Raw genomic sequence first — 21,914 nt, forward strand, 5'->3', positions numbered from 1 at the left:
GATGCGCACGTTTTCGCTTCTTCTTTCTTTTGTATGGGTCCTACTAGGGGTCAGTGCTCGGGCTGAATTTCAAGTCCCAAGGCTGACAGGCCCGGTTATGGATGAAGCCGGTTATCTGACTCGCGATGACCGCCAAGCTTTGATGCAGCTTCTGTATGATTTTAATCGTCGTGGTAAAGCGCAAGTGCAGGTTCTTATTTTACCGAACTTGCAAGGCGAGCCGATTGAATCAGCGTCCATTAAGATCACCGATGCTTGGAAGTTGGGCGACGCAAAAAAAGATAATGGCGTGCTGTTCCTCGTTTCGGCTGAAGATCGCAAGCTGCGCATTGAGGTCGGTCAGGGCTTAGAAGGCGCGATCCCGGACGTGATCGCTAAGCGAATAATCAGCGATCAAGTCATTCCGCTTTTCAGATCCAAACGTTTTTCCGATGGCATTGTCTTAGGCACGCACGAAATCCTGCGCTATGCCGATAAAGAATTCGCCGATGAGAACATCGCCCCTGAAGAAAGCGGCGGTAAAATTCCGATCGGTGTGATCGTTCTTCTTTTGATCATCATCTCTGTCTTAAGTCGCTTCGGCGGCGGGGGTGGCAGACGTTTCCGCGGCGGAGGCTGGGGAGGCGGCGGTTACTACGGTGGTGGTGGTTGGTCCGGCGGCGGTGGCAGCAGCGGTGGCGGATGGTCCGGAGGAGGCGGCGGCTTTAGTGGCGGCGGTGCCTCAGGAAGTTGGTAGGGAATAATATGTCGTGGATTCAGAAATATCTTTCCGAAGAAGATTTCAAAAAAATTGAAGACACTATTTCTCGCGTGGAAGAAGACACCCGCGGTGAAATTGTTCCCGTGATCGTGCGCCGATCCTCGGCCGTAGGGCATGTGCCTTTGGTGCTGACTTTGCTTTTAACTCTGATTGTTTTGGTGGCCGAGTTCCCATTTAGTGATTGGTTGTGGGTGACCCCGTGGGTTTACTTATGGCCCGCGCTGGTTGTTGTTTTTTATTTGATCTCGTTGGCACTTTCATCGAGCAAATGGATTCAAAAACTTTTGGTTTCAGAAAAAGATGAGCTTTTCCAAGTGCACCAACGGGCGGAACTTGAATTCCATAAAAACACCGTTCATCGCACTCAAGAAGGCACCGGGGTTTTAATCTTTGTTTCGGTCATGGAGAAAAAAGCCGTCATTTTAGCGGATGAAGGTATTTCCAAAAAACTGCCACCAGAAACGTGGAACGAAGTTTTGCACCCCTTCCGGGAGCGCCTTCGCAAGGGCGAATGGGGGGACGGTTTCGTTCAAGCCATCGAAAACTGCGGCAAACATCTTAAGACGCACTTTCCCATTACGTCCGAAGCTAAAAACGAGCTTAAAAACCACCTGGTTGTGAAGGATTAATCTTTCAAGGAAGTTGATTTTTAGCCAAGTTAGGATAGTCTGGGTCTTCCTTTTGTGCAGTCGTAGTTCAACGGATAGAATATTTGGCTTCGAACCAAAGGGTTGCAGGTTCGAGTCCTGCCGACTGCACCATTTTCCCTTTCCCAAAATCTTCGGACACCTCCTCGCGGACGCGCACGCTTTGCGTGCAGCTGCTGCGGAACTTGCTTTTGGGAAAGGGAAAATGGTCAGCCTTGTGGCTCTCGCGTTTTCTTACTTGTGCCTTCGGCGCTCGCCGGTTTTATTAAAAGTTATGATTTTTTATTGATTCATGCTAAATAGGTATGAATGAATCTTCTGCACTTAGAATACTTTTATACAGTCGCTAAAGAGGGTGGTTATCTTCGCGCTTCCGAAAAGCTGCGCATTCAGCAGCCCGCTATCAGCCGTATGGTGGCGCAGCTAGAAGATTACTTTGGCTTTAAGCTTTTTGAACGCTTGGGTCGTAATGTGCGTCTGACGGAAAAAGGCCAAGAAGTCTTTGAATCTTGTAAAAGAATTTTTGGTGAAGTCGAAGGCCTTCAGATGTCTCTAGGTAAAATCAGTGGCGAAGCCAAAGGACCCTTGATGATCGCCGCTGCTGAGGCCATTTCTAGCCACTTGCTGCCGGGGATTCTTTCCACATTTCTTGCACAAAGACCTAAGCTCTATCCCAATATTTTTTCAGGCCCCGCGTCGATGCTCATGAAAAAAATGGAAGAGGGGGATATCGAGCTCGGGCTCTTTTTTCACATTCCTGACATTTCAGATAAGCTGGTGATTGAAAAAAAAATCGCGCTGCCGTTTCGATTGGTGGTGCGAAAAGACCTCAAAAAAGATCTTAGCGTCCTCAGTAGTTTTATAGGTTCGCGGGAAATTGATGATATCGGAACACGCCGTTTTCCGACGATTGAAAAAATGAAGGCCCGTTATCCTGATGTTAAGATTAAAATTTCTAGTAATAACCTGACTGCGCATAAAGAACTTGTGATGCAAGGTTTGGGTGTGTCGATTTTGCCAGAGTTTCTGGTCCACACAGAGCTAAAAAATAAAGAGCTTGTCGACGTACTACCGGGGGAGGAGTTTCAATTCAGTTTGAAGGTGTTACGCCGTAAAAATGCCATTCTTTCGTTAGGATCCACCCAGTTTTTAGAGTCTTTGCACAGTCATTTAAGGGCCTAAGCCAGAGATCGCCTGTGTGATTCAACATACGTGAGTCTATTTTTATTCCTATTTCTCTTTGACTCCGTCATGGGGGTCCATTAAACCGCAGCTTCCATGATGGAATTCTATTCTCTCCAAGATCTTGTTTTAAAAACGCTCTACGTGATAGGGATCTTGGCTTTTGTGTTTCTTGTTGGGGCCAGTCTTGAATATCGCCGCCAAAGAGCCGTTAAAATTTTCTTGATACTGATGAGTGTTTCGGGCCTCTGGCTGTTTTTTAATTTGATGGTGCTATTATCGCCATCGCTTGAAACGGCCGAGATGTTTGTTCGGTTGCGTTTTATTCCGCTGTCTCTTCTGCCGGTCTTGTGGCTTCACTTCTGCTTAGAACTTTTTCGTAAACCCAGTGATCGCCCGGCAAATGTAGGATTTCAAATTTTTGCGTTTGTCCCGTTAGTCGTGACGGTCGCTTGTTTTACGCCGGCTTTGCATCCATTATTGGTTTATGACGTCCGCCCCTTTGTTGCTTTAGAAATCCCCGGCGTTGAATGGCGAGTAGGCCCCATCATTCAACTGCATATCTTTTGCGCGTACATGGTTTTGTTTGTAACTATTGCGGTGTGTTTGCGAGGTTTGCGTGGACAGGTCTCAAGTCATCGTCGTTATGCGGGGTTGTTGATTGCCGCGATTTCCATGTATGTTGTGCCAGAACTCTTGGGATTTTTCTTTTATGCGCCCGTAAGATTTTGGAGTTTGCCTTCGCTCACGCAGATTCCTTCGATTTTATTTATCTATTCGATTTTGCATAAACAGCAAGTGGTGCGTACTTTTTCTCGGGCCAACGATAAACTTTTTGAATCTTTGCCTGTGCCGGTATTACTTTTTAACGGCGACAATCAGCTCTGCCTTTTTAACTCTCGCGCGGAAGAGCTTTTTGATATCAGTGTTTCCAGTGCAGGATCCCCTATGGAAGCCATTGTGCCTCGGGGCCTTGAGGGAGAGTGGCCTTCTTTTGAAAGCCTGAGTGCTTCTTATCTTTGTGAAGTTGTTGATCCCAAGACCAATGACGCCCGCTACTTTGAGACCAATGCCGCGATCATTGATGTTCAAGGGCTCTTTGGCGAAAAGATGATTCTGGTCAGCTTTGCCGAAGTGACCGAATTAAAACGACACACGCTTATGAACCAAAGATTGATGTCCGTGTTGTCGCATGATCTTTTGGGGAATCTTTCAGGCCTGGTCACCTTAAGCAACCATCGCCACCCTCAGCATTGGGATCTGATTGCCGACACCTCGCGCTCTTCAGTGGATCTTTTAAAGAACGTTTTGCTTTGGACAAGCTCGCGCGGTGGGTTTTACAACTGCCATAAAGAGCCTTTTGATTTGCAGGAATTAGCGCAAAACGTGATCAATCAGTCTGCATCTTTTTTAGCTCCCAAAGAAATAAAAATCCAAGGGTCCCTTTTGCAAGAGCCTTTGATTGCGTTTGTTGATTTAAAAATGTTTAGCGCGATCTTGCGCAATCTGCTTTCTAATGCCGCTAGGTTTTCTCCAAGTCGCGGCATCATCGAAGTAAATGGATTTTTAAACGGCGATGATATTGAATTGACCGTCAGTGACCAAGGGCCCGGCATGAGTCCCGAGGTGGCAAAAACTGTTTTAGCGGCGCAAGATCGTCCCGTGCAGGCGGCCAATCAAGGTTACGGGATCGGATTGTTCTTGGTTCAGCAGTTCGTCAAGATGCATGCAGGGCAATTAGAAGTTTGTGGGAACAAGTATGGTGGTTGCAGCATGAAAATCACTTTTCCCGCCGTACCACCACCGATGAATTAGTCTCATCAATAAATTTAGCGACCCCAGCGACGTTGCATTTGCAGCGTCACTCCGCGACCCAGGCTTGTGTTAATGGGCTCGCCAAAAACCGTTTGATCGACATACGTCATCGTGCCGGTCCATTCGTCATTGGGGATATAGCTTGCAGAAAGACTGGCGGTGGCGTAGCGCTCGACACTGCCATCGGAATATCCCGCCGGCTCAATCATCACCGCGTCTTCGTAGGACCATAAGACCGACCCCCCAAAGCGCCACGCCGCTGTGTTGTAACCCCAGCCACCCCCAAAGGTGCTGCCGTATCCGGGTTTTAGTTTCCCCTTCATGTGGGAATTTTCAAATTCTTTTTCAAATGAGCGATGGGCTTCAAAACTGACAAACCCATCCCAGCGCAACCAAGATTTTGTCAGCAAAGTGCCCACACCCGCGGCCCAGAAACCTTGACCACGACTGTCCATACCGTTTTCAGATTCCGCACGAGACTTTCCCGTCGGTAAAGTGATTTGCAGATATCCCAAGCCTTTCGGGCGATAAGGATTATAATCCCAGTCGGGCAGATATTCATAACCCAGGGTCGTCGCGACGTCGCCCACGCCACTTGAGCTTTCCCCCGCATAGGTTCTTTGAATTATGGGTAGGGCCAAACCCATTTGCCAGCGATCGGCAATCAGGGTGGCGGCTTCGACACGCAAAGTTTGAACTTTTTGATGTTCATCGCGCGCGCGCCACTGGCCTTGGGTATCGACATTATCGACCACGACATCGGTAAATCCAAAGGAACTTGTGAATTGAGCCTTGTCATCGCCCACGATCAGGGCCGGGGCGGCAAATCCGCCCCCACAGCAGGCGGCGGCCACTCCTTGCGAAGGCGCAGCCACAGCCACGAGGAAAAGACTACTCCAGGATAAGAGAGTCGACAGCTTCATCGATCACCTTAGCGCCATCTTTGTTTTGGAAATGAAGATCCCACGCGCCGGGCATAACAAAGTAAACACGAGTTGCGCGGTAAGTACCCGCATCAATACGAGTCACGGTCGTTGGCGAAGAACCGTGCCCCATACTTGGCATCCATAAAACTAAAGCGGCAGTCCCAGAAAGATCTTGGGGAATGGCTTCGCCGTTTTCTAATGTGTATGTTTTAAAAACCAAAGATCCGAATTCAGAATCAACGGGTTGCTTTTCCCAAGCCCAGTCTAAGCAAAGACCGGATTTAAATTTCAACTCGCAAGACGCTGTTTGACCAGGTTCGGGTTTTTGCGCATCCGGAGGTGTCGCCAGCGGAGTTTGAGCCCAACGAGGTTTAGCGCAAGCCACGCAAGAAATTAATAGAACTGCGGTAAGTACTTTACCAAACATTTTTTTCTCCTCGGGAAATAGTGCAGCCTAAGGTACGACCTTCAGGAGTTTGCACCGAACGATTTTCTTTTAAGTCAGTCAAAGCTTCGCGTAAAAATTTGCGATCAGCCTTGGTAATATCACGGCTACTAGAAACGCCCCCTTGATAAAGCATTTTTCCGTCACGCGATAAAACAAACGCGTGCGGAGTCTTTAGCGCTTTAAATTCGTCGGCGATTTTCGCTTCACCGTCCTGAATGACCGGGAACGATATCGCCACTTTTTTAAAGTACTCTTGGGTGGTTTTTGCATCCTCATCGGTGTTGGAATGAACGGCCACAAATGAAAACTGCGGGAATTCTTTAGAAAGATTTTTTAACTCTTCAACGTGGCTGTTTGAACACGGGCACACGGCAGACAAAAATACCACCACCGTGCCTTGCTCTTTCGGAGTGACTTCTAAAACTTTTCCGGAAAAGACGTCAGCGCCTTTAATGGTCGGAGCAGGTGTGGCCCCAGCAAACACGGAAAATAGCGGGATCAGGACGAGGATAAAAATGTTTTTCTTCATGCCCACGTCTTAGCACAAAGGCCCCGGACTAACAGCGCATTAAAGTGTTGCGTGGGATGTTACACGAAAATAATGCGGCCCATAAAAAAGAAATACCCCGGGGTTTTATGCCGGGGTTTTCCACCTAAACGTTCCTCATACACATGCAGTAAAACAAATAATTCCAAGGTCTTAAATACACTAGGCCCGGATTCTAGCCCTAGCGCTTGTTTTTTTGAACTTATTGAGTCGACTCCAGTCGGGTTTATTACACCTTGAAAGCAAAATGTTCGAAAAAAGCGGCCACCGACCCTAAAAGTTCACTGATGAATTTGCGCGGGTCTATCGGCGTAAAACCACCCTTAGCGGCCACATGCGTTTCAAAGTGCAAGTGGGCGGCAGTGCCAATGCCGGTATTACCCGAAAGAGCAATCAGTTGGCCTTGAGCCACTTCGGCGCCAGCCTCCGATTTAAACGCCGATAAATGAGCATACACGGTTTCCATATTGGCTTCCGGATGCACGACGATCACATAGTGACCATAGCCCGCGATCACTTTACTTCTTTGTTTCTTTTTCCCTTTACCGACTTTCTTCGAAGCGTACTCGGTACGGTTAGCTAAAACTTTTCCGGGAAGCGCGCTAACGACGGGACTGCCAATGGCGGCGCGTAAATCAATTCCTTTGTGCATGCGACGTTTTTTTAAAACGGGATGTTTGCGCATTCCGAAATTACTGGTGACCACAAGGCATCCTTGGCCACAGTTCGCTAGCGGGCTTTGTAATTTCGTTGGCAGATCCGCAATCGGAAATAACAAAGCGTTGCGTTCACGTTCTTCTTCGACGTGACTGATTTCTCGGGCTAAAGAATCAATTTTAGAGATATCTTGTTTTGACAGATAAGTTTCAAACGCCTCTTGCACAAGGACTGAATTCGTACTCATGGCTTTGAGGCCTTGCAAGCTTGCTAATGGCATACAGAAATCGAGGCGATCCATTTCTGCATCTTCACGCAGTTCTTCATCGGTGATATCCACCACCCGCAACCCACACATCCATGATTTTCCACGTTGTGGGGTTTGTTCAGAAAGATCATTTATGAACGGAAAATTCAAACTGCCCGGACTGTTGATGCTGGCGTTTAAAACGATGCTGAGATTACGAACATCAATAGTGATGATCGACTCTTCCGGTAATTCCATGGAGGGAGTAAGGACGCGAGCGCCGCTGGCAAGTTTTCCGGGAACAAAAAGCGGAAGCTCATCTTGAACCTCAAGATAAAGGCGTGGATTTAGTTTTTCAGCCGCCGTAGCGAGGGCCGGGGAAAGACCTAGGGCCAACGCCAGAGTCATGGCGCTAGAAATTAGATTTTTATTCACGAAGCCTCCGAACTAAAACAGTTTACTTTACGCAAATACTTTTTTGGTAAGATTGAAATCCCATCCACCAAGTCAAAGTTAAACCGCGGTCGAATTTATTGAGGCTGATCTTTTTGCCTTCGCGGCACGTGGTTGTGATAACGAGGTCCGGAGTGGGCTCAGAACAGTTGGTGGTTTCGATGGTACAGATATCTAGATCGTGCTCTTCAGCCACGCAGCTAGATTGTCGATCGATGGTTTGGCAACCCATTTTTTGTAAAGCTCCCAGAGAGCGTTCAATACAAGTTTTGTCGTTTTGAACGTCACAGAAGATATTCAAAGTTCCGGCTTGGGCTGAAGCACTCATCATCAGACCTATAAATAAACTTAATAAAGTTTGATTTTTCATAATATCTCCTAAGCTTTTGCATTCAGGGGCAATAATGCAAAGCGGAGACCCCCTCTAGACCCTTTAAAGCGATGAAGAAGGCCGTGAGTCTGTCTAATAACTGACAGAGGCCCTTTTTTGGCGCGGGGAATTCAATCCCCGGATTATGAGAAATCTTACGACATCGGAGTCGGATTTACTTTAAGTTCCGGAGCATAAATATTATCGGGCTCTCCGGGAACTTGCGGAAAATCTTGAGCGATCCAGCGGTCATTGGCAGCGACGATTTTTTCTTTCGAAGAAGAAACATAATTCCAGAACATATGACGAGGTTCAGGGAAAGCCGTTCCCCCTAAGACCATAAACTGCGTTTCTTCGTCTGCGACGACTTTCAATTTTGAATCTGGTTCTAGCACCACAAAGTCATCGGGTGGAATGGTCTTGCCATCCATTTTTAAAGAGCCTTTGATGATGTAAAAAGCCAGCTCATCGGTGCCGGGATCAAACTCGAAAGTCTGTCCGGGTTTTAAGCGAACATCCATAAAGAAAAGTTTCGAATACACATCCACGGGCGACTTTTTCCCGAAGGCTTCTCCGGCCACTAAAACGACATCTGCGTCACCCACTTTAAAGCGCGGAATGGTGTTTTGCGGATGATGCTTAAACGACGGCTCGCGGTCTTCTTGATCCTTTGGCAGGGCGATCCAGAATTGCAATAGGTTTAAACGGTGAGGCTTGCCACGCAAGTGTTCCGGGACTCTTTCAGAGTGCGAGATCCCACTGCCGGCGGTCATCCAATTCACATCCCCGGGGGAAAGGATTTGTTTGCTGCCCAACGAATCATGATGCAAAACTTGTCCTTCTAAAAGATAACTTAAAGTCGAAAGCCCGATATGGGGATGAGGTCTGACATCCATACCTTGGCTTTCGTTAAAGTCGGTGGCAGGCAGGTAATCGAAAAATGTGAAGGGGCCTACCATGCGTTTTTTTGCGTAGGGAATCAGGCGGTGCACGGTGGGACCATTGGCCGCACCCAGGGTGATCATGCGCGGTTCGATTTCCATAAGGATGTGGTTTTGTGTAGAACTCATAATAGTCGCCCTTTCATTCTTAACAAGAGCATGTTAGCCTAAATCATTTAATGCTCACGTCGAGTTTAGAGGATGAAACATGAAAACGAAAAAGGAAATTGTAGAGAATTGGTTGCCGCGTTACACGGGGGTTCCCATGGAGGAATTTGGGCAATACATTCTGCTTACGAATTTCGGTAACTATGTCCGCATGTTCGCAGAGCGCATGAATGTGCCGGTGAAGGGCGGCGATCGCCCCATGCAATCAGCCACAGCTGAAAACATCACGATCTTAAATTTTGGTATGGGCAGTGCTTTAGCTGCGACCTGCATGGACTTGTTAACGGCCATCAATCCCAAGGCGGTTTTATTCTTAGGAAAATGCGGGGGTTTAAAAAAGAAAAACCAATTGGGGGATTTCATTTTACCTATCGCCGCCATTCGCGGTGAAGGCACAAGTAACGAATATCTGCCAAAAGAAATCCCGGCCCTGCCTTCTTTCCGCTTACAGAAAGCGGTGTCTTCAACAATCGCCAAGCACCAGTGCGATTATTGGACGGGAACGGTTTACACCACCAATCGCCGCGTGTGGGAGCATGACGAGGCCTTTAAAGATTACTTAGCTAAAACTCGGGCGATGGCCGTGGATATGGAAACAGCCACGATTTTTGTGACCGGCTTTGTGAATGAAATTCCGCGTGGGGCCTTGTTGTTGGTTTCAGATAATCCCATGACTCCAGACGGGATCAAAACGGAAGAGTCCGATAAAAAGGTCACGGCTAATTATGTAGAACAGCACCTTGCCATCGGGATTGATGCGCTTCGCGAGTTAAGAGACTCAGGGGAGTCGGTAAAACACCTGCGCTGGGACTAGTCGGTTTACAATATTGAAATTTCGACACTGTTTTATCTGAATGGCGCCTCGCGTTTGGGAAACAAATTATTATTTTAAAAAATCCATTTCCCCTCTGACAGGAGGGGATTTTGGTTCCTCAAACACCCCCGGGAATTCTTTTCATAGTATTTAACATATTGTGTCATTCATAGAACTGCGATATAACTGGCTCCACTTTGAATCACTAAAGATAAGATGCACTTTTGGGGAGGCTTGCTTTGATCAATCCGGGCAACAATATGCACGTTGAAGATATCGACTCTGATTTGGACTTGGACGAAAAAGAGATGAAAAAGACGTCTGCTTTTGAAGCAGACATGGACGATGACCTGGAAACAGAAGCCCTGGCCAATATGGCAGGCGCCCTTCTTCAAGAAGGTGAAGAAGACGATACAAATCTTGATGAAATTGAGAATATTTTAGAGCTACCAGACAATGGTTTCCCAAAATTTACTTTGGCGAAAAACAAGGCCCGCTTCTTGCGTATGGTCAGCTGGTACCGCGGTAAAGAAGAGTGGATCGAAGTCGCTCCTCTTTCAGGTGTTACAAAACTTTTCAAGCAACAAACAAAAGAGTTAGAAGGCATCCGTTCTTCTAAACTTGATTACGAAATGGAACTTGAAACGGGAACATTGACTCCATCACAACGTTCTTACCGCCGTGACGAATTGAAAATGTGCCGTGTCCAAGAAAAAATGGCCGTTCACTTGATCTCTAAACTTCAAGTTAAGATCAAATCAGGTCGCAGATAGTTAAATCGCGAAAGCGACTAAAGAAATTCCGTAAATTTAAAAAGCCAGGTTTAAAAAGCCTGGCTTTTTTTATTTCCGTAACGCGCAAAGCTGCAGGACGCGGCAGCGAGTTGCGTTACAGTTTTGACACCCATCCGTTTGGACTCCGTCCCAAGCCTTACGCGGCATTCTCTTTTGGTTTACATTGTCCTCCTCGGCCAAGGCTGCGGGGGGACAGGTCCCGGTGGTGGCTCAGGCGGAGTGCTTGATGTGGAATTAAAAAACCTAGGAAAGGGTTGTTGTTATGAAAGCAAAAAAAGAAAAGTCTGCAAAATCATCTAAAAATTCATCTAAAGTTGAAATGGTTATGGACCATAAATCGCGCATCGATATCGGTATTCCAGAATCTGATCGCGTAAAAATCGCCGAAGGCTTATCCAAGCTTCTTGCAGATTCTTACACTCTTTACCTTAAAACTCACAACTTCCATTGGAATGTCACGGGACCTATGTTCCGCACACTGCATCTGATGTTTGAAGAACAATACACAGAGCTAGCGCTTGCCGTTGACGTGATTGCAGAGCGCATCCGTTCATTGGGAGCAAATGCTCCGGGCACTTACCAAGCTTTTGCGAAACTAACTTCTATCGAAGAACCAGAAGGTGTTCCAGAAGCCAAAGAAATGATTCGTCAATTGGTTCAAGGTCAAGAGGCTGTCGTAAAAACAGCTCGTGCGCTTTTCCCACGCGTTGAAAAAGCGGGTGACGAAGCCAGTGCGGATCTTTTAACTCAACGTATGCAATTGCACGAAAAAAATGCGTGGATGCTTAGATCACTACTTGAGTAGTGATTGAAAATAAAGATTAAAACGAAAAAGGCGGGCCCAGATTATTAGGCCCGCCTTTTTTATGCTTAGATGCTAAGACCTTGCTGTTCAAAACCCTTCGCACGGTTTTCAATAAGTTCGGCGATGCAGTTGATGATTTTCACTTCGGGATATTTCGTGGAAAGATTTCCGCCAAAGTATCCTTGTGAGTTTTGTATTGGGTGGGTTTCACAACCTAGGGATTTAGGCACGCTGAACCGAGCCTATAATTAAAATTATTTTTTTAAATTTAAAAGAAAAACCTGCTCGATATCGACAACATCTTCGGTACTCTTTTGATTTTTATCGTCCCGTAATGCCGTGACGTTGAAACCACCCGTTCCGGGTGACACGGAACCTTCAACGCACACTCGCTGACCACGTCTGGTTTCATACGACGGATCTATCTTTAAAAACGATTCCTTCACCAAAAGCGTCCTCAGATTTGATTTGCCCTCGATATAATATAATGTGCCATTAACGAAATCTTTTCGGACGAGCTTTCCGCAAAGATTTTGCGGTTTGCTATACCAACCCAGTCCAAGATTCTTGCTTTTTTCTGCAAGGTATTTGTCCGAAACCCAAACTAAGCAGTTGTCTTCATACTTCAATGAAGGCTCCGGATCAGTTTTACACCATTCACTGCCCCACGAATTTTTCAAAAGATATTCCACTTTTGAACTCGTTTGACGTCTTCCAACAATAGTAATGGCATGGTCACCGCACTCGCTTTCGCCGGCTCTCAAAATGCCACTACAGAATGTGAGTCCGACAGGCTGGGGATTTTTTGCGCAAAGATTTGCGTCTACAACTGTGTGCAATAGACTGATTCTCTTTTTAGGTTCAGAGCTATTAAAATGAATGAAATTACTCATTACGGATGTCACAGGCGAAATCAAATCTTGGCCACATAAAATCGGAACGATTTCCTGTTGAAGAAATTTACTTTCACTCACCTGTGGACCATTTTCATCGGGATTAAATAAATAGGGCCCTTTTGAAAAAGCGATCTCGAGCTTCTCTAAAATTGCTTGCTTTTTTGCAGGCTCGATCTGAAACATCCTTAGAGATCTATCCAAACTTTCCATAACTCCCGACTGATTAAGAATTTGGCGTATTTTCTCAGTGTCCAAATCAGCATGTTTCAACCAAAAATCGCGATTAAGCAAAACGGCGTCATGAAGTGCCTTTACGAAAATTCCCAATGGTCGACCATTCAGCGCCTCATCTACTGCACGGTCAGAGCAAAGATATGGTGTTTTGATGTGGTCAAGCGCACCAGAGAAGTCACCAACAATTTCACCATAAGATTCACTTACAACTCGTTCCCTATAGGCCGATACCATATCAAAAAATATATTCAAATTAGACGAGGTTTTCTGTAGATCGGTTTCGCCGTGGCTAAATCTCCACGCATCGTAAAGCTGTGTCCCGGTTTCGTACATGCAAGTTCCGCCAAATTGATTCCGTAAGGGAATCGTTTGCATGAGCGATTGATCAAGCCGAACAGTGCCACACGAGGATTCCACCTGACCGCTTTTAGCAACGCTGAATAATGGCGCCAATCCTAAAACTAATGCTATGGTTAAGTTTTTCAAATTATTCAAGGGAACCTCGCGATGAAATATTTCTATTCAATTTCTCTACAAAGTTGGACAATATTTGGCTTCTAAGAAAACACAGCCGCCTTTTAATGGACCTGACCTCAGACCGGAACATGCATTGCTAATTACGTTCCAAAATCAAATCCTTTGAGGTGAGCGTTGCTGACGGCAGGGGCGATTAAAACCGATAGCCGTAAAACACCTGGCCGGCCATAAGGGTCGAATAGATGTCTTGGGTTCCCAGGCGAGAGTATAAAGTATCAAGAAAAATACGGGCGCCGACCATTTGATCTTGAGAGTTGTGCGCTAAGGAAAGTTTTAATCCCCATTTCGCCGAAAAGCCCCAGGTTTTTTCTGGCGCCACTCCTGGATTTTCTAAAGTTTGGCTTTGGATCGCGGGGCCTAATGAGGATTGCGCCGAAAAAGCCGCGGCATAAGCCGGTATCAGCCACGTGTGACCATAACCGACCGTGCTCCCTAAGCTGACCAGATGCAGGTGATTCACGTCGGGGAAGGTTTGCAAGGCATCACTTTCTGATCCTAAAATAATTTTATCGCCCATATCTAGAACCAGATAATTTAAAAAGGGCATCACAAACCAACTGCCGCCATCGACCAACGGGATTTTAGTTTGATCAAAGGCCGCGCGCGGGCTGTAACGGGTGTCATCAAAAACAATATAAAGGTTTGCCCCCATATTGGTGACAGAGGCATCTGGAAATTGGGTGTAGCGTTCTGATTTATTAAAAGAAAACTCGGTCACCGGATTGCCAGCATAAAAGCCTCGATAATATTGGGAGTAAATATCGATATCATAATCAAAGATGTGCGTGTGGATAATAAGACTTTGTTGTTCAGACCTTCCACGGCGATCGATTTCCTCTTTGGGGATGGGTAAAGAAAAGGCCAAGGTGATTTGGTTTTCTTTCCACCCGGCGGTCAAACCTAGGCGGGTGGCATAGTTCGGGACAAAGGCATATCCTTTGATATCGGGAGCGCCCAAGTAAAATGAATAGGTCGGAAGTTCTAAGAAGGGGCGCAGTAAATACGGCTTTTGAATTTCTTCAAACGAAGAAAAGGCACTTAGCGGCACCAGCAGAAGCATCAGTGAAATAAGGCGATTCATGCGATACCAGAAGGGTCCAATCTCATTGTGAGACAGTCAAGTTACTAAATTCCCCGAGCAAAAGTCCAGTCATTCGAGACGTTTATACTGTCTCAAAAAATAATTGAACCTAGCCCTTTATTCTCACCATGAAACGCCGATAGGTACAAAGTGAGTCAAATTGCATTTGCTAATGTTTCAAAAGGGGAGGACTAAAATGTCACGTACAGTTATGATCGTGGTGAGCGACAACCAGGAAACTATCGAAAACACAAAGAAGTACTGGGAGAATCACGATGTGACAGTTCAAGCTTATTCATCAGCCCAATGGCGTGAAGGCTTGGATAATGCATTTTTCAGACAACAATTAACTGCTGGTGTTCCGGCTTTGATCTCTGGATCAAGTCCGTTGAATTCTGACGTTTCGGGAAATGTTATTCAATTCCCAACGCCAACAGCATCTTCTAGCAACGTCCAAAAAATGGAAGAGCTAGAAGCACACGCGATTGAAAACGCAATCGTCCAATACAAAGGCAACTTGACTGAAGCCGCTAAAGCTTTAGGTATCGGTCGCGCCACTTTGTACCGCAAAGTGAAGCAATACCATATCGATCCTTCGGCAGCTCGTAAGAAAAAAGTGGCTGCTTAAGCCCTTCCTTTACTTTTTAAGTTCAAAGACCGAGACTAAAAACCTCGGTCTTTGTATTTGGAAGCGATGAAAAAAATCTTAGCGATACTTTTCTTTTTTGGTTGCGCCGTCGGCGCTTATTTCTTTGGCGTAGAAAAAGCCTTCGTCAATCCGTATCCGGCGGTCTGTAATCTTGTCGCCCAAAAAATTTTTTTAGAAGATGAACCGGTAAAAAAATGGCACCGTATCTGTCTGCGCCGCCAGCGTTTGGTGACACCTTATTCACCACGCAAGCTTGTGATTAAAGATATCAATAATGTTTTAGGTCTATTAAACGTGTCCCACTTAGAAGTCTTTGATTCCGCCGCCGTAAAAAGTATTTGGGTCGGGGAAAGCAAGGAAACAGGACTAGAAACCGACTTTGTCGACAGTGAACTTGTGGTTTTTAAAATCCATCCCAAATCTCCGGCGGAAAAAGCCGGATTTAAAAAAGGAGATGTGATCACCACCATCAACGGCGAACAGCCCAATCCCTGGGAAGCACAGTCCGTCGCCGGGGTTTATATCGTTCAACGCCACCAAGAAAAGATTCCTATCAAAATTAAGACTGAAACCATTCAGCGTTTTGAACAAATCACTTTCAGCAATTTTAACAAAGACGTGGTGATTCATATTCCCTCTTTTCAGGCACGCTTTTTTTCGGACGAAAAGCTGCAGGAAATTTCTGAAAAAATGGCCGGGGCCCGCCGGGTCGTCGTGGATTTACGTGGTAACAGCGGCGGAAACTTTGTCGCGGGCTTAAGATTTTTATCCACAATGATTTGTAAGCCGTCTGAAGTCGGTCGTTTGGTAAGGACGCGGGCGGAAAAAAAGACGTCCTTAGAAATGCCCGATGATCTGCGCGATGAAAAACAGATCGAAGTTTTAAATAGTCACTATGAGGTGTTATTAAAAACCTTCCCGCAAAAAAGTTGTTATCGTGGTGAGCTGCGCGTCTTAGTCGACGGCAAATCAGCTTCGGTGGCGGAAATGGTGGGGCAGGCTTTAAAAGAATTCCGTCAGGCCAAACTCTTAGGTAACGTCAGTCGCGGGCAGCTTTTAGTGGGTGTTTGGTATCCGCTGGATGAAGTGGGGCCGGGTGTGCAGATTTCTATTCCGGAAGCTTATTACATCAGTGCGCAAAAGCACCGCATCGAAGGTCATGGTGTTGACCTAGATAAAGTTCTTTACTATGACCTCGATGAGTTACAAGCGGGCCAGGACACGTGGATTAAAAAGGCGCTAGACTAGTCTTGTGAACGGATGTCTCTTAATGAGATGATCACTTTAGAACGTCTAACAGCTTTTGTTCGTGTGTAGATCTCTTGGTCGAAATACAAGGGCGAACGGGCCTATAGCGGTTTTCAGTGGGCACACTCCTCGCATCAGCATCTTGTGTTGGCTATAAAATTAGCCGAAAATATTTAGCGAGGGGTCAGAGTTATGAGGGATGCAAAAGTGATCGAATTTCCAAAAGAACAGTCAACACGCAAAAGAATGCAGAACCGCGTGCAAGAACAGAAAGCCGTTCTAATGCTTTCTATCGCCTCGGTTTTAGTGATGACCGTTTTCTTGAATCAATGGTTGGTCCAAAGTCCAGCATCCTCGCTAACGACGGACGGCAATCGTAACGTGGCCAGCTTTGAGCCCGCGACTTTCGCTAAGGACGTAAAATGGGAACAGCACTTAGCCAAAGAATTTTCTAAATCTAAAGTGAGTGGTCAGTTGGCTGAAGCGCCCACTTTACGTGATGAATTGATCTTTGGTTTCCTTGAAGGCAAATACGGAATGAAATTGGCTTCAGGTCGCATTTCAAGCTTAGAGTTCATTGACGCGCAAGCTGGTGAGCAGCCTTTAGCAATCGGGGATAAAGCCGACTTCTTAGCGAAGTATGCGGATGCCTTTGGCTTAAAATATTCAACGGTCAGCCCTAAGGCTGATGCGCAAGACACTTATAACTTGATTGATTCGGATAAACGCATTGTTGCGACGGCGCACTTTGTTTTAGACGATGAAGGTCGAGTGGCTTCTATCAATATTTCCGAATAAAACATAAGGTCGAGTGATATCTCGACCTCAAGTTCCATTTAGAGAACTCCTTTAAACGCCGATAAATTCATTATGGTTTTTCCAGATTTATCGGCTCCAGAAGCACGACCTATTCAAAAAGATTCTAATCACTTTGCTATTGCTTCGGTGTCAGATCGCTTGATTGCGCTGATTTTAGATTTCCTGATCTTTTCACCGGTAGTCAGTCTTTTTATCGCAAGCTTCTTGAAACAAACGCGCACTTTCTTTTTGCTAAGCTCGTCTTCGCAAGAAGCTTTCGTGGCGGCGGCCTTATTAACGGGTTTGGTATTTTTCTTAGTGGTCGTTCTGCAAGCGGCGTTCTTGTTTTTCTGGCAAGCCACTCCGGGGCAAATTTTTTTGCAATTGCGTGTGGTTTCTTACCCGCATCCGCAGCGGCGTTTGACTTTGAATCAATGCTTTTTAAGATCTTTTTTATGGTGCACAGGCTTTTTACTATTAGCCTTGCCGTTTTTAGAAGTCGCCAGTCATCCTTTGCGTCGCGCTTTTCATGAAAGAGCTTCTGATACGGGTGTCATCACCTTAAAACGTCGGGCCGATGACGGACCTCATCCGATTGAATCCCGATTTATTGGCTCATGGATGCGCATGAGCTTTCTTTTGCTGATGCTTTTTGTCGCGATTGGTTTTTTGCAAACTTATAAAGAGCTTTTAGCGGGCCATTATCGTGGGACTTCGGGCACATCGCTTGTGGAAAACTGCAAAGAGATGAAAGATTCTGATCTTAAAGGCAGCGCCCGATTGGATGCGGCCTTTACGCTGTTTTTGTTAGAAGAAATTTCCCCTGAATGTCTAAATAAAGAAGCCGATGTCGTCTTATGGGAAAACCCCGTGCAAGCCGAAGGCTTAGGGTATTTGGCGAAGTACGCCGCAGCCGAAGGTGATGAGCAAGACAAGTACTTCACGAAGGTATGTGAAGACCGTAAATCGGGTGTCTGTATCTTGGCGCGTTTTATGGCGGGACAGGGGGCTTTAGACAGCCTAAGTAAAGACGATGCTCGCTGGTGGACAGCACAGTTTTTACAATCAGAAGAAAAGTTTTCAGCCCAAAATATCACGGGCAGTTTACAGCTGATTGAAAACCTGCAAAAGATTGCCGTTTTAAAAAATCCATTAGAAAAACGTTTTGTGCGTTCGGTCTGGACTCTTCAAGAGGGTTTTGAAGTCAAACGCAACAACGGTCGTAGTCCGGCAAGTACCAATGAAAACCGCGAAGAGTGGCTTGAGAAATTCAAAGAACGCTACGAGGTTCCATGATTCTGCCTTATCCGGAAGAAATCCAGTCGTTAAAACGCTTCCCGCTGACATTAACTTTGGCGGCATTGAACGTTTTGCTTTTTGTGATGATCTTTAGTGGCAATCCGGGTGGAGACGTGTCCTCTTCGGCCCTTTTAGATTCGGACGGTTTGGTTTTAACCGGCCGACTTTATCATCAATATTACGACAGTCTTCCTCGAAAAGACCAAGCCCGCCGACCTTCATGGGTTCAAAAGACGAACTCTAGCGACACTGAACATTTAGGCGTCTTAGGGGCTTATGCTCTTCGCGATGCCAACTTTGTGGCGGCGGCCGAAAAGTTTTCTTTTAAAGGAGATGTCATCCAGATCGAGGGATGGAAGAAGCACTTTACGGAGTTCCGCAAAAAATATAAGGCTCAGCTGCTTTATCGTTTCGGTCTGAGTTCGCTGGAGATGAAGCCGCTGTCTTGGGTTACCTATCAATTTTCGCATTCAACCTGGATGCATCTTTTATCGAATTTGGTCTTTTTAGTTGTGATGGGCATGGCCGTGGAAAGCATGGTGGGCAGTGCCGGGCTGGTATTGGTATATCTCTTAGGTGGCTTCCTGGGGGGCTTGGGCTTCCTGATTTTCGACCCCTCCGGAACGGTGCCGATGGTGGGGGCAAGTGCTTCAATCAGTGCTTTGCTGGCATTTTATTGCGTGGCAGAGCCTAGAATGCGAGTGCGGTTTTTATACCTGGTGTCGCCGATGCCGGGCTATTATGGCGCGATATATTTACCGACTTTGTTAATGATTCCTTTGTTTTTGGTGTCTGACGTTGCCAACCTGTGGGCGACCCCCGAGGGCTTGGGGGCGGGGGTGGCTTATGCGGCTCACCTGGGGGGTGCTGTTTTAGGCGTTTTCTTAGGGACTTTGTACCGTTTTAAAAAACCTCTTCAGTTAGAACATCATATTGTAAAATATTTCTCTTAAAGGTCCCGCATTGACGGCATCGGGGGGCTTAAGCGACTCTCTTTGGCAGAGGCTGTGAATCACCCCCTAACCATATGGTGGACCCGAATGAAGCTAACGAAGCTCATTAAGTCAGTGATTAAATTAAACGTATTTTCCCTTATCTTTGTCGGAGCCTTGGCTCAGGCCAATGACCAAATCGCCTACTACGGCGATGAATTTTATCAAAACTTAGAAGCCGGTGTTTCAGATCTCGCCCTGAAGCAAGATTTAAAAGCCATCTTTGATAGCTTTCATATCGCGCGTGCAGGCAAGAGTGATTTGATCTCGAATGTATGCAGCAATAAAGAGGGCCAATGTTACCGCCACAATGTGGTCGGTTATAAAGCGGCCCGCAACTTTGTGACTCGCGACTTTTATGTTCGCCAGATCTCTAATGGATCTTATGTTGTGGACGATGTTTACTGTGATATGACTCGCCCGGCTTCAAAAAACGGGGGGAGCAACGCAGTGAATGTGGAGCACACTTGGCCACAAAGCAAATTCAACCGTGGCTTTGCCGATGAAATGCAAAAATCGGATTTGCATCACTTATTTCCGACAGATCCCTACATTAATATGATCCGCGGCAACCATATTTTCGGCGAAGTCGACACCGACGAGCAGCACCTCGATTGCAAAGGCCCGCGTTTTGGTCTGGGGACCGGGGGATCTGAAGAAGTTTTTGAACCACCTCAGAACCACAAAGGCAACGTGGCTCGCGCGTTGTTTTATTTCGCAGTTCGGTACGATTTAACCATCGGAAAAAATGAAGAGCAGATCTTGCGTAAATGGAATGTTGAAGATCCTGTCGACGCTGAAGAGATGGACCGCAATAATAAGATCTTTGAATTGCAACACAACCGCAATCCCTTCATTGATTTCCCGGAATTAGCCGACAGAATCTCTGATTTTTAGTCGCCAGAAATGTGTCTTTTGTGGGGTTTGTAGCAATAGACTTTTCGCCTCGCCCACTTCATGTTTAGGATCTCTTTAGAAAAAGAGGTCCTTTGATGAAAAATCTTGTAGTCCTTGTTCTTGCGCTTTCATTATTTGCCTGCGGCAAAAATCCTCCACCTCCTGAAAAAGAAGTCGATGCGGTCCTTATCGGGGCCGGCATTATGAGCTCCACTTTAGGAGTCTTTCTTAAAGAACTTGAACCCCAGATGACCATAGAAATTTTTGAGCGCTTAGATGGCGCCGGGCTTGAAAGTTCTGCGGCTATGAATAACGCAGGCACAGGGCATTCGGCTTTTTGCGAATTGAATTACACTCCCGAAAAAGAAGACGGCACGATAGAAACGGTCAAGGCCGTGGCGATCAATGAACAATTTGAAATTTCAAAACAATTCTGGGCCTATCAGGTCTCTCAAGGTGTGTTGGGCGATCCAAAAACATTTATTAACAATGTTCCGCACATGAGTTTCGTGTGGGGGGACGACAACGTCCGATATCTAAAAAAACGCCACGAAGCGATGATCAAAGAGCCCTTGTTTCAAGGCATGCTTTACACCGAAGATCATGAACAATTAAAAAAATGGATTCCGCTGGTGATGCAGGGGCGTGATCCCAATCAAAAAATTGCCGCGACCTACATGGACATGGGAACGGATGTGAACTTCGGATCTTTAACCACGCAGTTCATTAATCACCTGGGTCAACAGCCTGGCGTCGCCGTTCATTATCGCAGTGAAGTCCAAGATCTGGTGCGGGCAGATGATGGCTCTTGGATTGTGGTCATTCGTGACCTCGGCTCTGAAGAAACTCGGTCGGTGAAAGCCAAGTTTGTTTTTATCGGCGCGGGCGGACGGGCGCTCACTTTGTTGCAAAAATCCGGCATTGAAGAAGCCAAAGGTTATGGAGGCGTGCCGGTGGGGGGCGAGTGGCTTGTCACCACGAATGAAGAGATTATCAATCAGCACCAGGCCAAGGTTTATGGCAAGGCCAACTTTGGGGCACCTCCGATGTCGGTCCCTCATCTCGACACGCGAATCATCAACGGAAAAAAGGCATTGCTCTTTGGACCCTATGCCACGTTTTCGACAAAATATCTAAAAAATGGATCTTGGTGGGATATGCCTCGTGCTTTAAGCACGGACAACTTGTGGCCGATGATTCGTGCCGGTTTTGATAATCTGGATTTGACCTGGTATTTGATTGGTCAGCTTGTGCAAAGTGACAAGGATCGAGTCGCGGCTTTGCAGGATTATTTTCCGCAGGCCAAAGAATCGGATTGGACATTAGAACACGCCGGGCAGCGCGTGCAAATCGTAAAGAAAGATAAAGAAAAAGGCGGCATCCTGCAGTTCGGCACCGAGGTGGTGAGTGCGGGGGATGGTAGTATGGCCGCCCTTTTAGGGGCGTCACCGGGGGCGTCCACCGCAGCCCCTATTATGCTTTCAGTGTTAGAGAAAAATTTTAAAGACAAGATGTCCAGTCCCGCATGGCAAAGTCGCATCAAAGAGATCATTCCGTCTTACGGGCAGAAGCTCAACACGGATATCAAACTTGCCAACAAAACTCGGGCCCGGAGCAGTGGGATCCTAAAGCTGAAGGTACACACGATTCAGTAAAAGCCGTTGAGGTTGATAGAGTCTAGTGGTTTTGGTGGATTGCACCCCCTAGAT

Annotated in this window: 23 protein-coding genes and 1 tRNA gene; 15 read left to right on the plus strand and 9 right to left on the minus strand. The window is 46.4% G+C overall.

The genetic code is table 11. The features are described from left to right. Position 1: 1 nt before the first annotated feature. From AZI86_RS18275 to AZI86_RS18295, 5 genes are all read left to right on the plus strand, one after another. Positions 2–736 carry a TPM domain-containing protein gene (locus AZI86_RS18275; protein ID WP_061836729.1) on the plus strand — a complete coding sequence of 245 codons (735 nt, stop codon included), beginning with the start codon at positions 2–4 and terminating at the stop codon, positions 734–736. Positions 737–744: 8 nt separating this feature from the next. Continuing rightward, positions 745–1,389 carry a TPM domain-containing protein gene (locus AZI86_RS18280; protein WP_061836730.1) on the plus strand — a complete coding sequence of 215 codons (645 nt, stop codon included), beginning with the start codon at positions 745–747 and terminating at the stop codon, positions 1,387–1,389. Positions 1,390–1,445: 56 nt separating this feature from the next. Then, a tRNA-Arg gene (locus AZI86_RS18285) sits at positions 1,446–1,521 on the plus strand. A 195-nt stretch (positions 1,522–1,716) separates the two neighbouring features. Then, positions 1,717–2,589, plus strand: a complete 873-nt coding sequence (locus AZI86_RS18290; RefSeq protein WP_061836731.1) for a LysR family transcriptional regulator — start codon at positions 1,717–1,719, stop codon at positions 2,587–2,589. Positions 2,590–2,685: 96 nt separating this feature from the next. Beyond that, positions 2,686–4,404, plus strand: coding sequence for a histidine kinase N-terminal 7TM domain-containing protein (locus AZI86_RS18295; RefSeq protein ID WP_061836732.1), 1,719 nt, complete (start codon positions 2,686–2,688; stop codon positions 4,402–4,404). 14 nt (positions 4,405–4,418) lie between these two features. Here the strand turns inward: AZI86_RS18295 and AZI86_RS18300 are convergent, their stop codons facing one another. The 6 genes from AZI86_RS18300 to AZI86_RS18325 all read right to left on the minus strand — a co-directional run bounded on the left by AZI86_RS18300 (position 4,419) and on the right by AZI86_RS18325 (position 9,122). Further along, complete coding sequence (locus tag AZI86_RS18300) at positions 4,419–5,285, minus strand: hypothetical protein (protein WP_061836733.1); 867 nt, start codon at positions 5,283–5,285, stop codon at positions 4,419–4,421. Between the two features lie 10 nt (positions 5,286–5,295). Beyond that, positions 5,296–5,757 (minus strand): FixH family protein, encoded by a 462-nt coding sequence (locus AZI86_RS18305; RefSeq protein WP_061836734.1) that lies wholly within the window; start codon positions 5,755–5,757, stop codon positions 5,296–5,298. After that, a complete protein-coding gene (locus tag AZI86_RS18310; protein WP_061836735.1) occupies positions 5,747–6,307 on the minus strand; it encodes a thioredoxin-like domain-containing protein in 561 nt (186 codons plus the stop codon). The genes AZI86_RS18305 and AZI86_RS18310 overlap by 11 nt, the downstream gene beginning before the upstream one ends. A 247-nt stretch (positions 6,308–6,554) precedes the next feature. After that, positions 6,555–7,664: a M23 family metallopeptidase gene (locus AZI86_RS18315; RefSeq protein ID WP_061836736.1), complete on the minus strand. Its 1,110-nt coding sequence runs from the start codon at positions 7,662–7,664 to the stop codon at positions 6,555–6,557. Positions 7,665–7,686: 22 nt separating this feature from the next. Then, on the minus strand, positions 7,687–8,052 hold the full coding sequence (locus AZI86_RS18320) for a hypothetical protein (RefSeq protein WP_061836737.1): 366 nt from the start codon (positions 8,050–8,052) through the stop codon (positions 7,687–7,689). Between the two features lie 155 nt (positions 8,053–8,207). Continuing rightward, positions 8,208–9,122, minus strand: a complete 915-nt coding sequence (locus AZI86_RS18325) for a pirin family protein (RefSeq protein WP_081111992.1) — start codon at positions 9,120–9,122, stop codon at positions 8,208–8,210. Between the two features lie 79 nt (positions 9,123–9,201). Here AZI86_RS18325 and AZI86_RS18330 point away from each other — a divergent pair, with 79 nt between their 5' ends. The 3 genes from AZI86_RS18330 (at position 9,202) to AZI86_RS18340 (ending at position 11,574) form a co-directional block, all read left to right on the plus strand. Continuing rightward, positions 9,202–9,975 (plus strand): AMP nucleosidase, encoded by a 774-nt coding sequence (locus AZI86_RS18330; protein ID WP_061836738.1) that lies wholly within the window; start codon positions 9,202–9,204, stop codon positions 9,973–9,975. A gap of 239 nt (positions 9,976–10,214) precedes the next feature. Beyond that, entirely contained in the window at positions 10,215–10,748 is a 534-nt protein-coding gene (locus AZI86_RS18335) for a hypothetical protein (protein WP_253716021.1), read from the plus strand. A gap of 346 nt (positions 10,749–11,094) precedes the next feature. Further along, positions 11,095–11,574 carry a Dps family protein gene (locus AZI86_RS18340; protein WP_061836814.1) on the plus strand — a complete coding sequence of 160 codons (480 nt, stop codon included), beginning with the start codon at positions 11,095–11,097 and terminating at the stop codon, positions 11,572–11,574. 65 nt (positions 11,575–11,639) lie between these two features. On the opposite strand, the gene AZI86_RS19300 is transcribed toward AZI86_RS18340, so the two are convergent. The 3 genes from AZI86_RS19300 to AZI86_RS18350 all read right to left on the minus strand — a co-directional run bounded on the left by AZI86_RS19300 (position 11,640) and on the right by AZI86_RS18350 (position 14,322). Then, positions 11,640–11,804, minus strand: a complete 165-nt coding sequence (locus AZI86_RS19300) for a hypothetical protein (RefSeq protein WP_157684769.1) — start codon at positions 11,802–11,804, stop codon at positions 11,640–11,642. A 24-nt stretch (positions 11,805–11,828) separates the two neighbouring features. Continuing rightward, positions 11,829–13,199, minus strand: a complete 1,371-nt coding sequence (locus AZI86_RS18345; protein WP_157684770.1) for a hypothetical protein — start codon at positions 13,197–13,199, stop codon at positions 11,829–11,831. A 175-nt stretch (positions 13,200–13,374) separates the two neighbouring features. After that, a complete protein-coding gene (locus AZI86_RS18350; protein WP_061836740.1) occupies positions 13,375–14,322 on the minus strand; it encodes a DUF4421 family protein in 948 nt (315 codons plus the stop codon). Positions 14,323–14,518: 196 nt separating this feature from the next. Here AZI86_RS18350 and AZI86_RS18355 point away from each other — a divergent pair, with 196 nt between their 5' ends. From AZI86_RS18355 to mqo, 7 genes are all read left to right on the plus strand, one after another. After that, complete coding sequence (locus AZI86_RS18355) at positions 14,519–14,950, plus strand: helix-turn-helix domain-containing protein (protein WP_061836741.1); 432 nt, start codon at positions 14,519–14,521, stop codon at positions 14,948–14,950. 66 nt (positions 14,951–15,016) lie between these two features. Further along, a complete protein-coding gene (locus AZI86_RS18360; protein ID WP_061836742.1) occupies positions 15,017–16,219 on the plus strand; it encodes a S41 family peptidase in 1,203 nt (400 codons plus the stop codon). 192 nt (positions 16,220–16,411) lie between these two features. After that, positions 16,412–17,017, plus strand: coding sequence for a hypothetical protein (locus tag AZI86_RS18365; protein WP_061836743.1), 606 nt, complete (start codon positions 16,412–16,414; stop codon positions 17,015–17,017). Between the two features lie 72 nt (positions 17,018–17,089). Then, the gene (locus tag AZI86_RS18370) at positions 17,090–18,313 is read left to right on the plus strand and encodes an RDD family protein (protein ID WP_061836744.1); all 1,224 of its coding nucleotides are present in this window, start codon (positions 17,090–17,092) and stop codon (positions 18,311–18,313) included. Beyond that, complete coding sequence (locus AZI86_RS18375) at positions 18,310–19,269, plus strand: rhomboid family intramembrane serine protease (protein WP_061836745.1); 960 nt, start codon at positions 18,310–18,312, stop codon at positions 19,267–19,269. The genes AZI86_RS18370 and AZI86_RS18375 overlap by 4 nt, the downstream gene beginning before the upstream one ends. Before the next feature lie 87 nt (positions 19,270–19,356). Beyond that, complete coding sequence (locus tag AZI86_RS18380; protein WP_081111993.1) at positions 19,357–20,205, plus strand: endonuclease I family protein; 849 nt, start codon at positions 19,357–19,359, stop codon at positions 20,203–20,205. A gap of 95 nt (positions 20,206–20,300) precedes the next feature. Continuing rightward, the gene (gene mqo, locus AZI86_RS18385; RefSeq protein ID WP_061836746.1) at positions 20,301–21,860 is read left to right on the plus strand and encodes a malate dehydrogenase (quinone); all 1,560 of its coding nucleotides are present in this window, start codon (positions 20,301–20,303) and stop codon (positions 21,858–21,860) included. Positions 21,861–21,914 lie beyond the last annotated feature (54 nt).

The sequence above is a fragment of the Bdellovibrio bacteriovorus genome (assembly GCF_001592735.1).
GTDB lineage: Bacteria > Bdellovibrionota > Bdellovibrionia > Bdellovibrionales > Bdellovibrionaceae > Bdellovibrio > Bdellovibrio bacteriovorus_D.

Coding starts and splice junctions, on each gene's coding strand:
- AZI86_RS18275 (WP_061836729.1), top strand. CDS start 2: ATGCGCACGTTTTCGCTTCTTCTTTCTTTTGTATGGGTCCTACTAGGG.
- AZI86_RS18280 (WP_061836730.1), top strand. CDS start 745: ATGTCGTGGATTCAGAAATATCTTTCCGAAGAAGATTTCAAAAAAATT.
- AZI86_RS18290 (WP_061836731.1), top strand. CDS start 1,717: ATGAATCTTCTGCACTTAGAATACTTTTATACAGTCGCTAAAGAGGGT.
- AZI86_RS18295 (WP_061836732.1), top strand. CDS start 2,686: ATGATGGAATTCTATTCTCTCCAAGATCTTGTTTTAAAAACGCTCTAC.
- AZI86_RS18305 (WP_061836734.1), bottom strand. CDS start 5,757: ATGTTTGGTAAAGTACTTACCGCAGTTCTATTAATTTCTTGCGTGGCT.
- AZI86_RS18310 (WP_061836735.1), bottom strand. CDS start 6,307: ATGAAGAAAAACATTTTTATCCTCGTCCTGATCCCGCTATTTTCCGTG.
- AZI86_RS18320 (WP_061836737.1), bottom strand. CDS start 8,052: ATGAAAAATCAAACTTTATTAAGTTTATTTATAGGTCTGATGATGAGT.
- AZI86_RS18325 (WP_081111992.1), bottom strand. CDS start 9,122: ATGAGTTCTACACAAAACCACATCCTTATGGAAATCGAACCGCGCATG.
- AZI86_RS18330 (WP_061836738.1), top strand. CDS start 9,202: ATGAAAACGAAAAAGGAAATTGTAGAGAATTGGTTGCCGCGTTACACG.
- AZI86_RS18340 (WP_061836814.1), top strand. CDS start 11,095: ATGGACCATAAATCGCGCATCGATATCGGTATTCCAGAATCTGATCGC.
- AZI86_RS18350 (WP_061836740.1), bottom strand. CDS start 14,322: ATGAATCGCCTTATTTCACTGATGCTTCTGCTGGTGCCGCTAAGTGCC.
- AZI86_RS18355 (WP_061836741.1), top strand. CDS start 14,519: ATGTCACGTACAGTTATGATCGTGGTGAGCGACAACCAGGAAACTATC.
- AZI86_RS18360 (WP_061836742.1), top strand. CDS start 15,017: ATGAAAAAAATCTTAGCGATACTTTTCTTTTTTGGTTGCGCCGTCGGC.
- AZI86_RS18365 (WP_061836743.1), top strand. CDS start 16,412: ATGAGGGATGCAAAAGTGATCGAATTTCCAAAAGAACAGTCAACACGC.
- AZI86_RS18370 (WP_061836744.1), top strand. CDS start 17,090: ATGGTTTTTCCAGATTTATCGGCTCCAGAAGCACGACCTATTCAAAAA.
- AZI86_RS18375 (WP_061836745.1), top strand. CDS start 18,310: ATGATTCTGCCTTATCCGGAAGAAATCCAGTCGTTAAAACGCTTCCCG.
- AZI86_RS18380 (WP_081111993.1), top strand. CDS start 19,357: ATGAAGCTAACGAAGCTCATTAAGTCAGTGATTAAATTAAACGTATTT.
- mqo (WP_061836746.1), top strand. CDS start 20,301: ATGAAAAATCTTGTAGTCCTTGTTCTTGCGCTTTCATTATTTGCCTGC.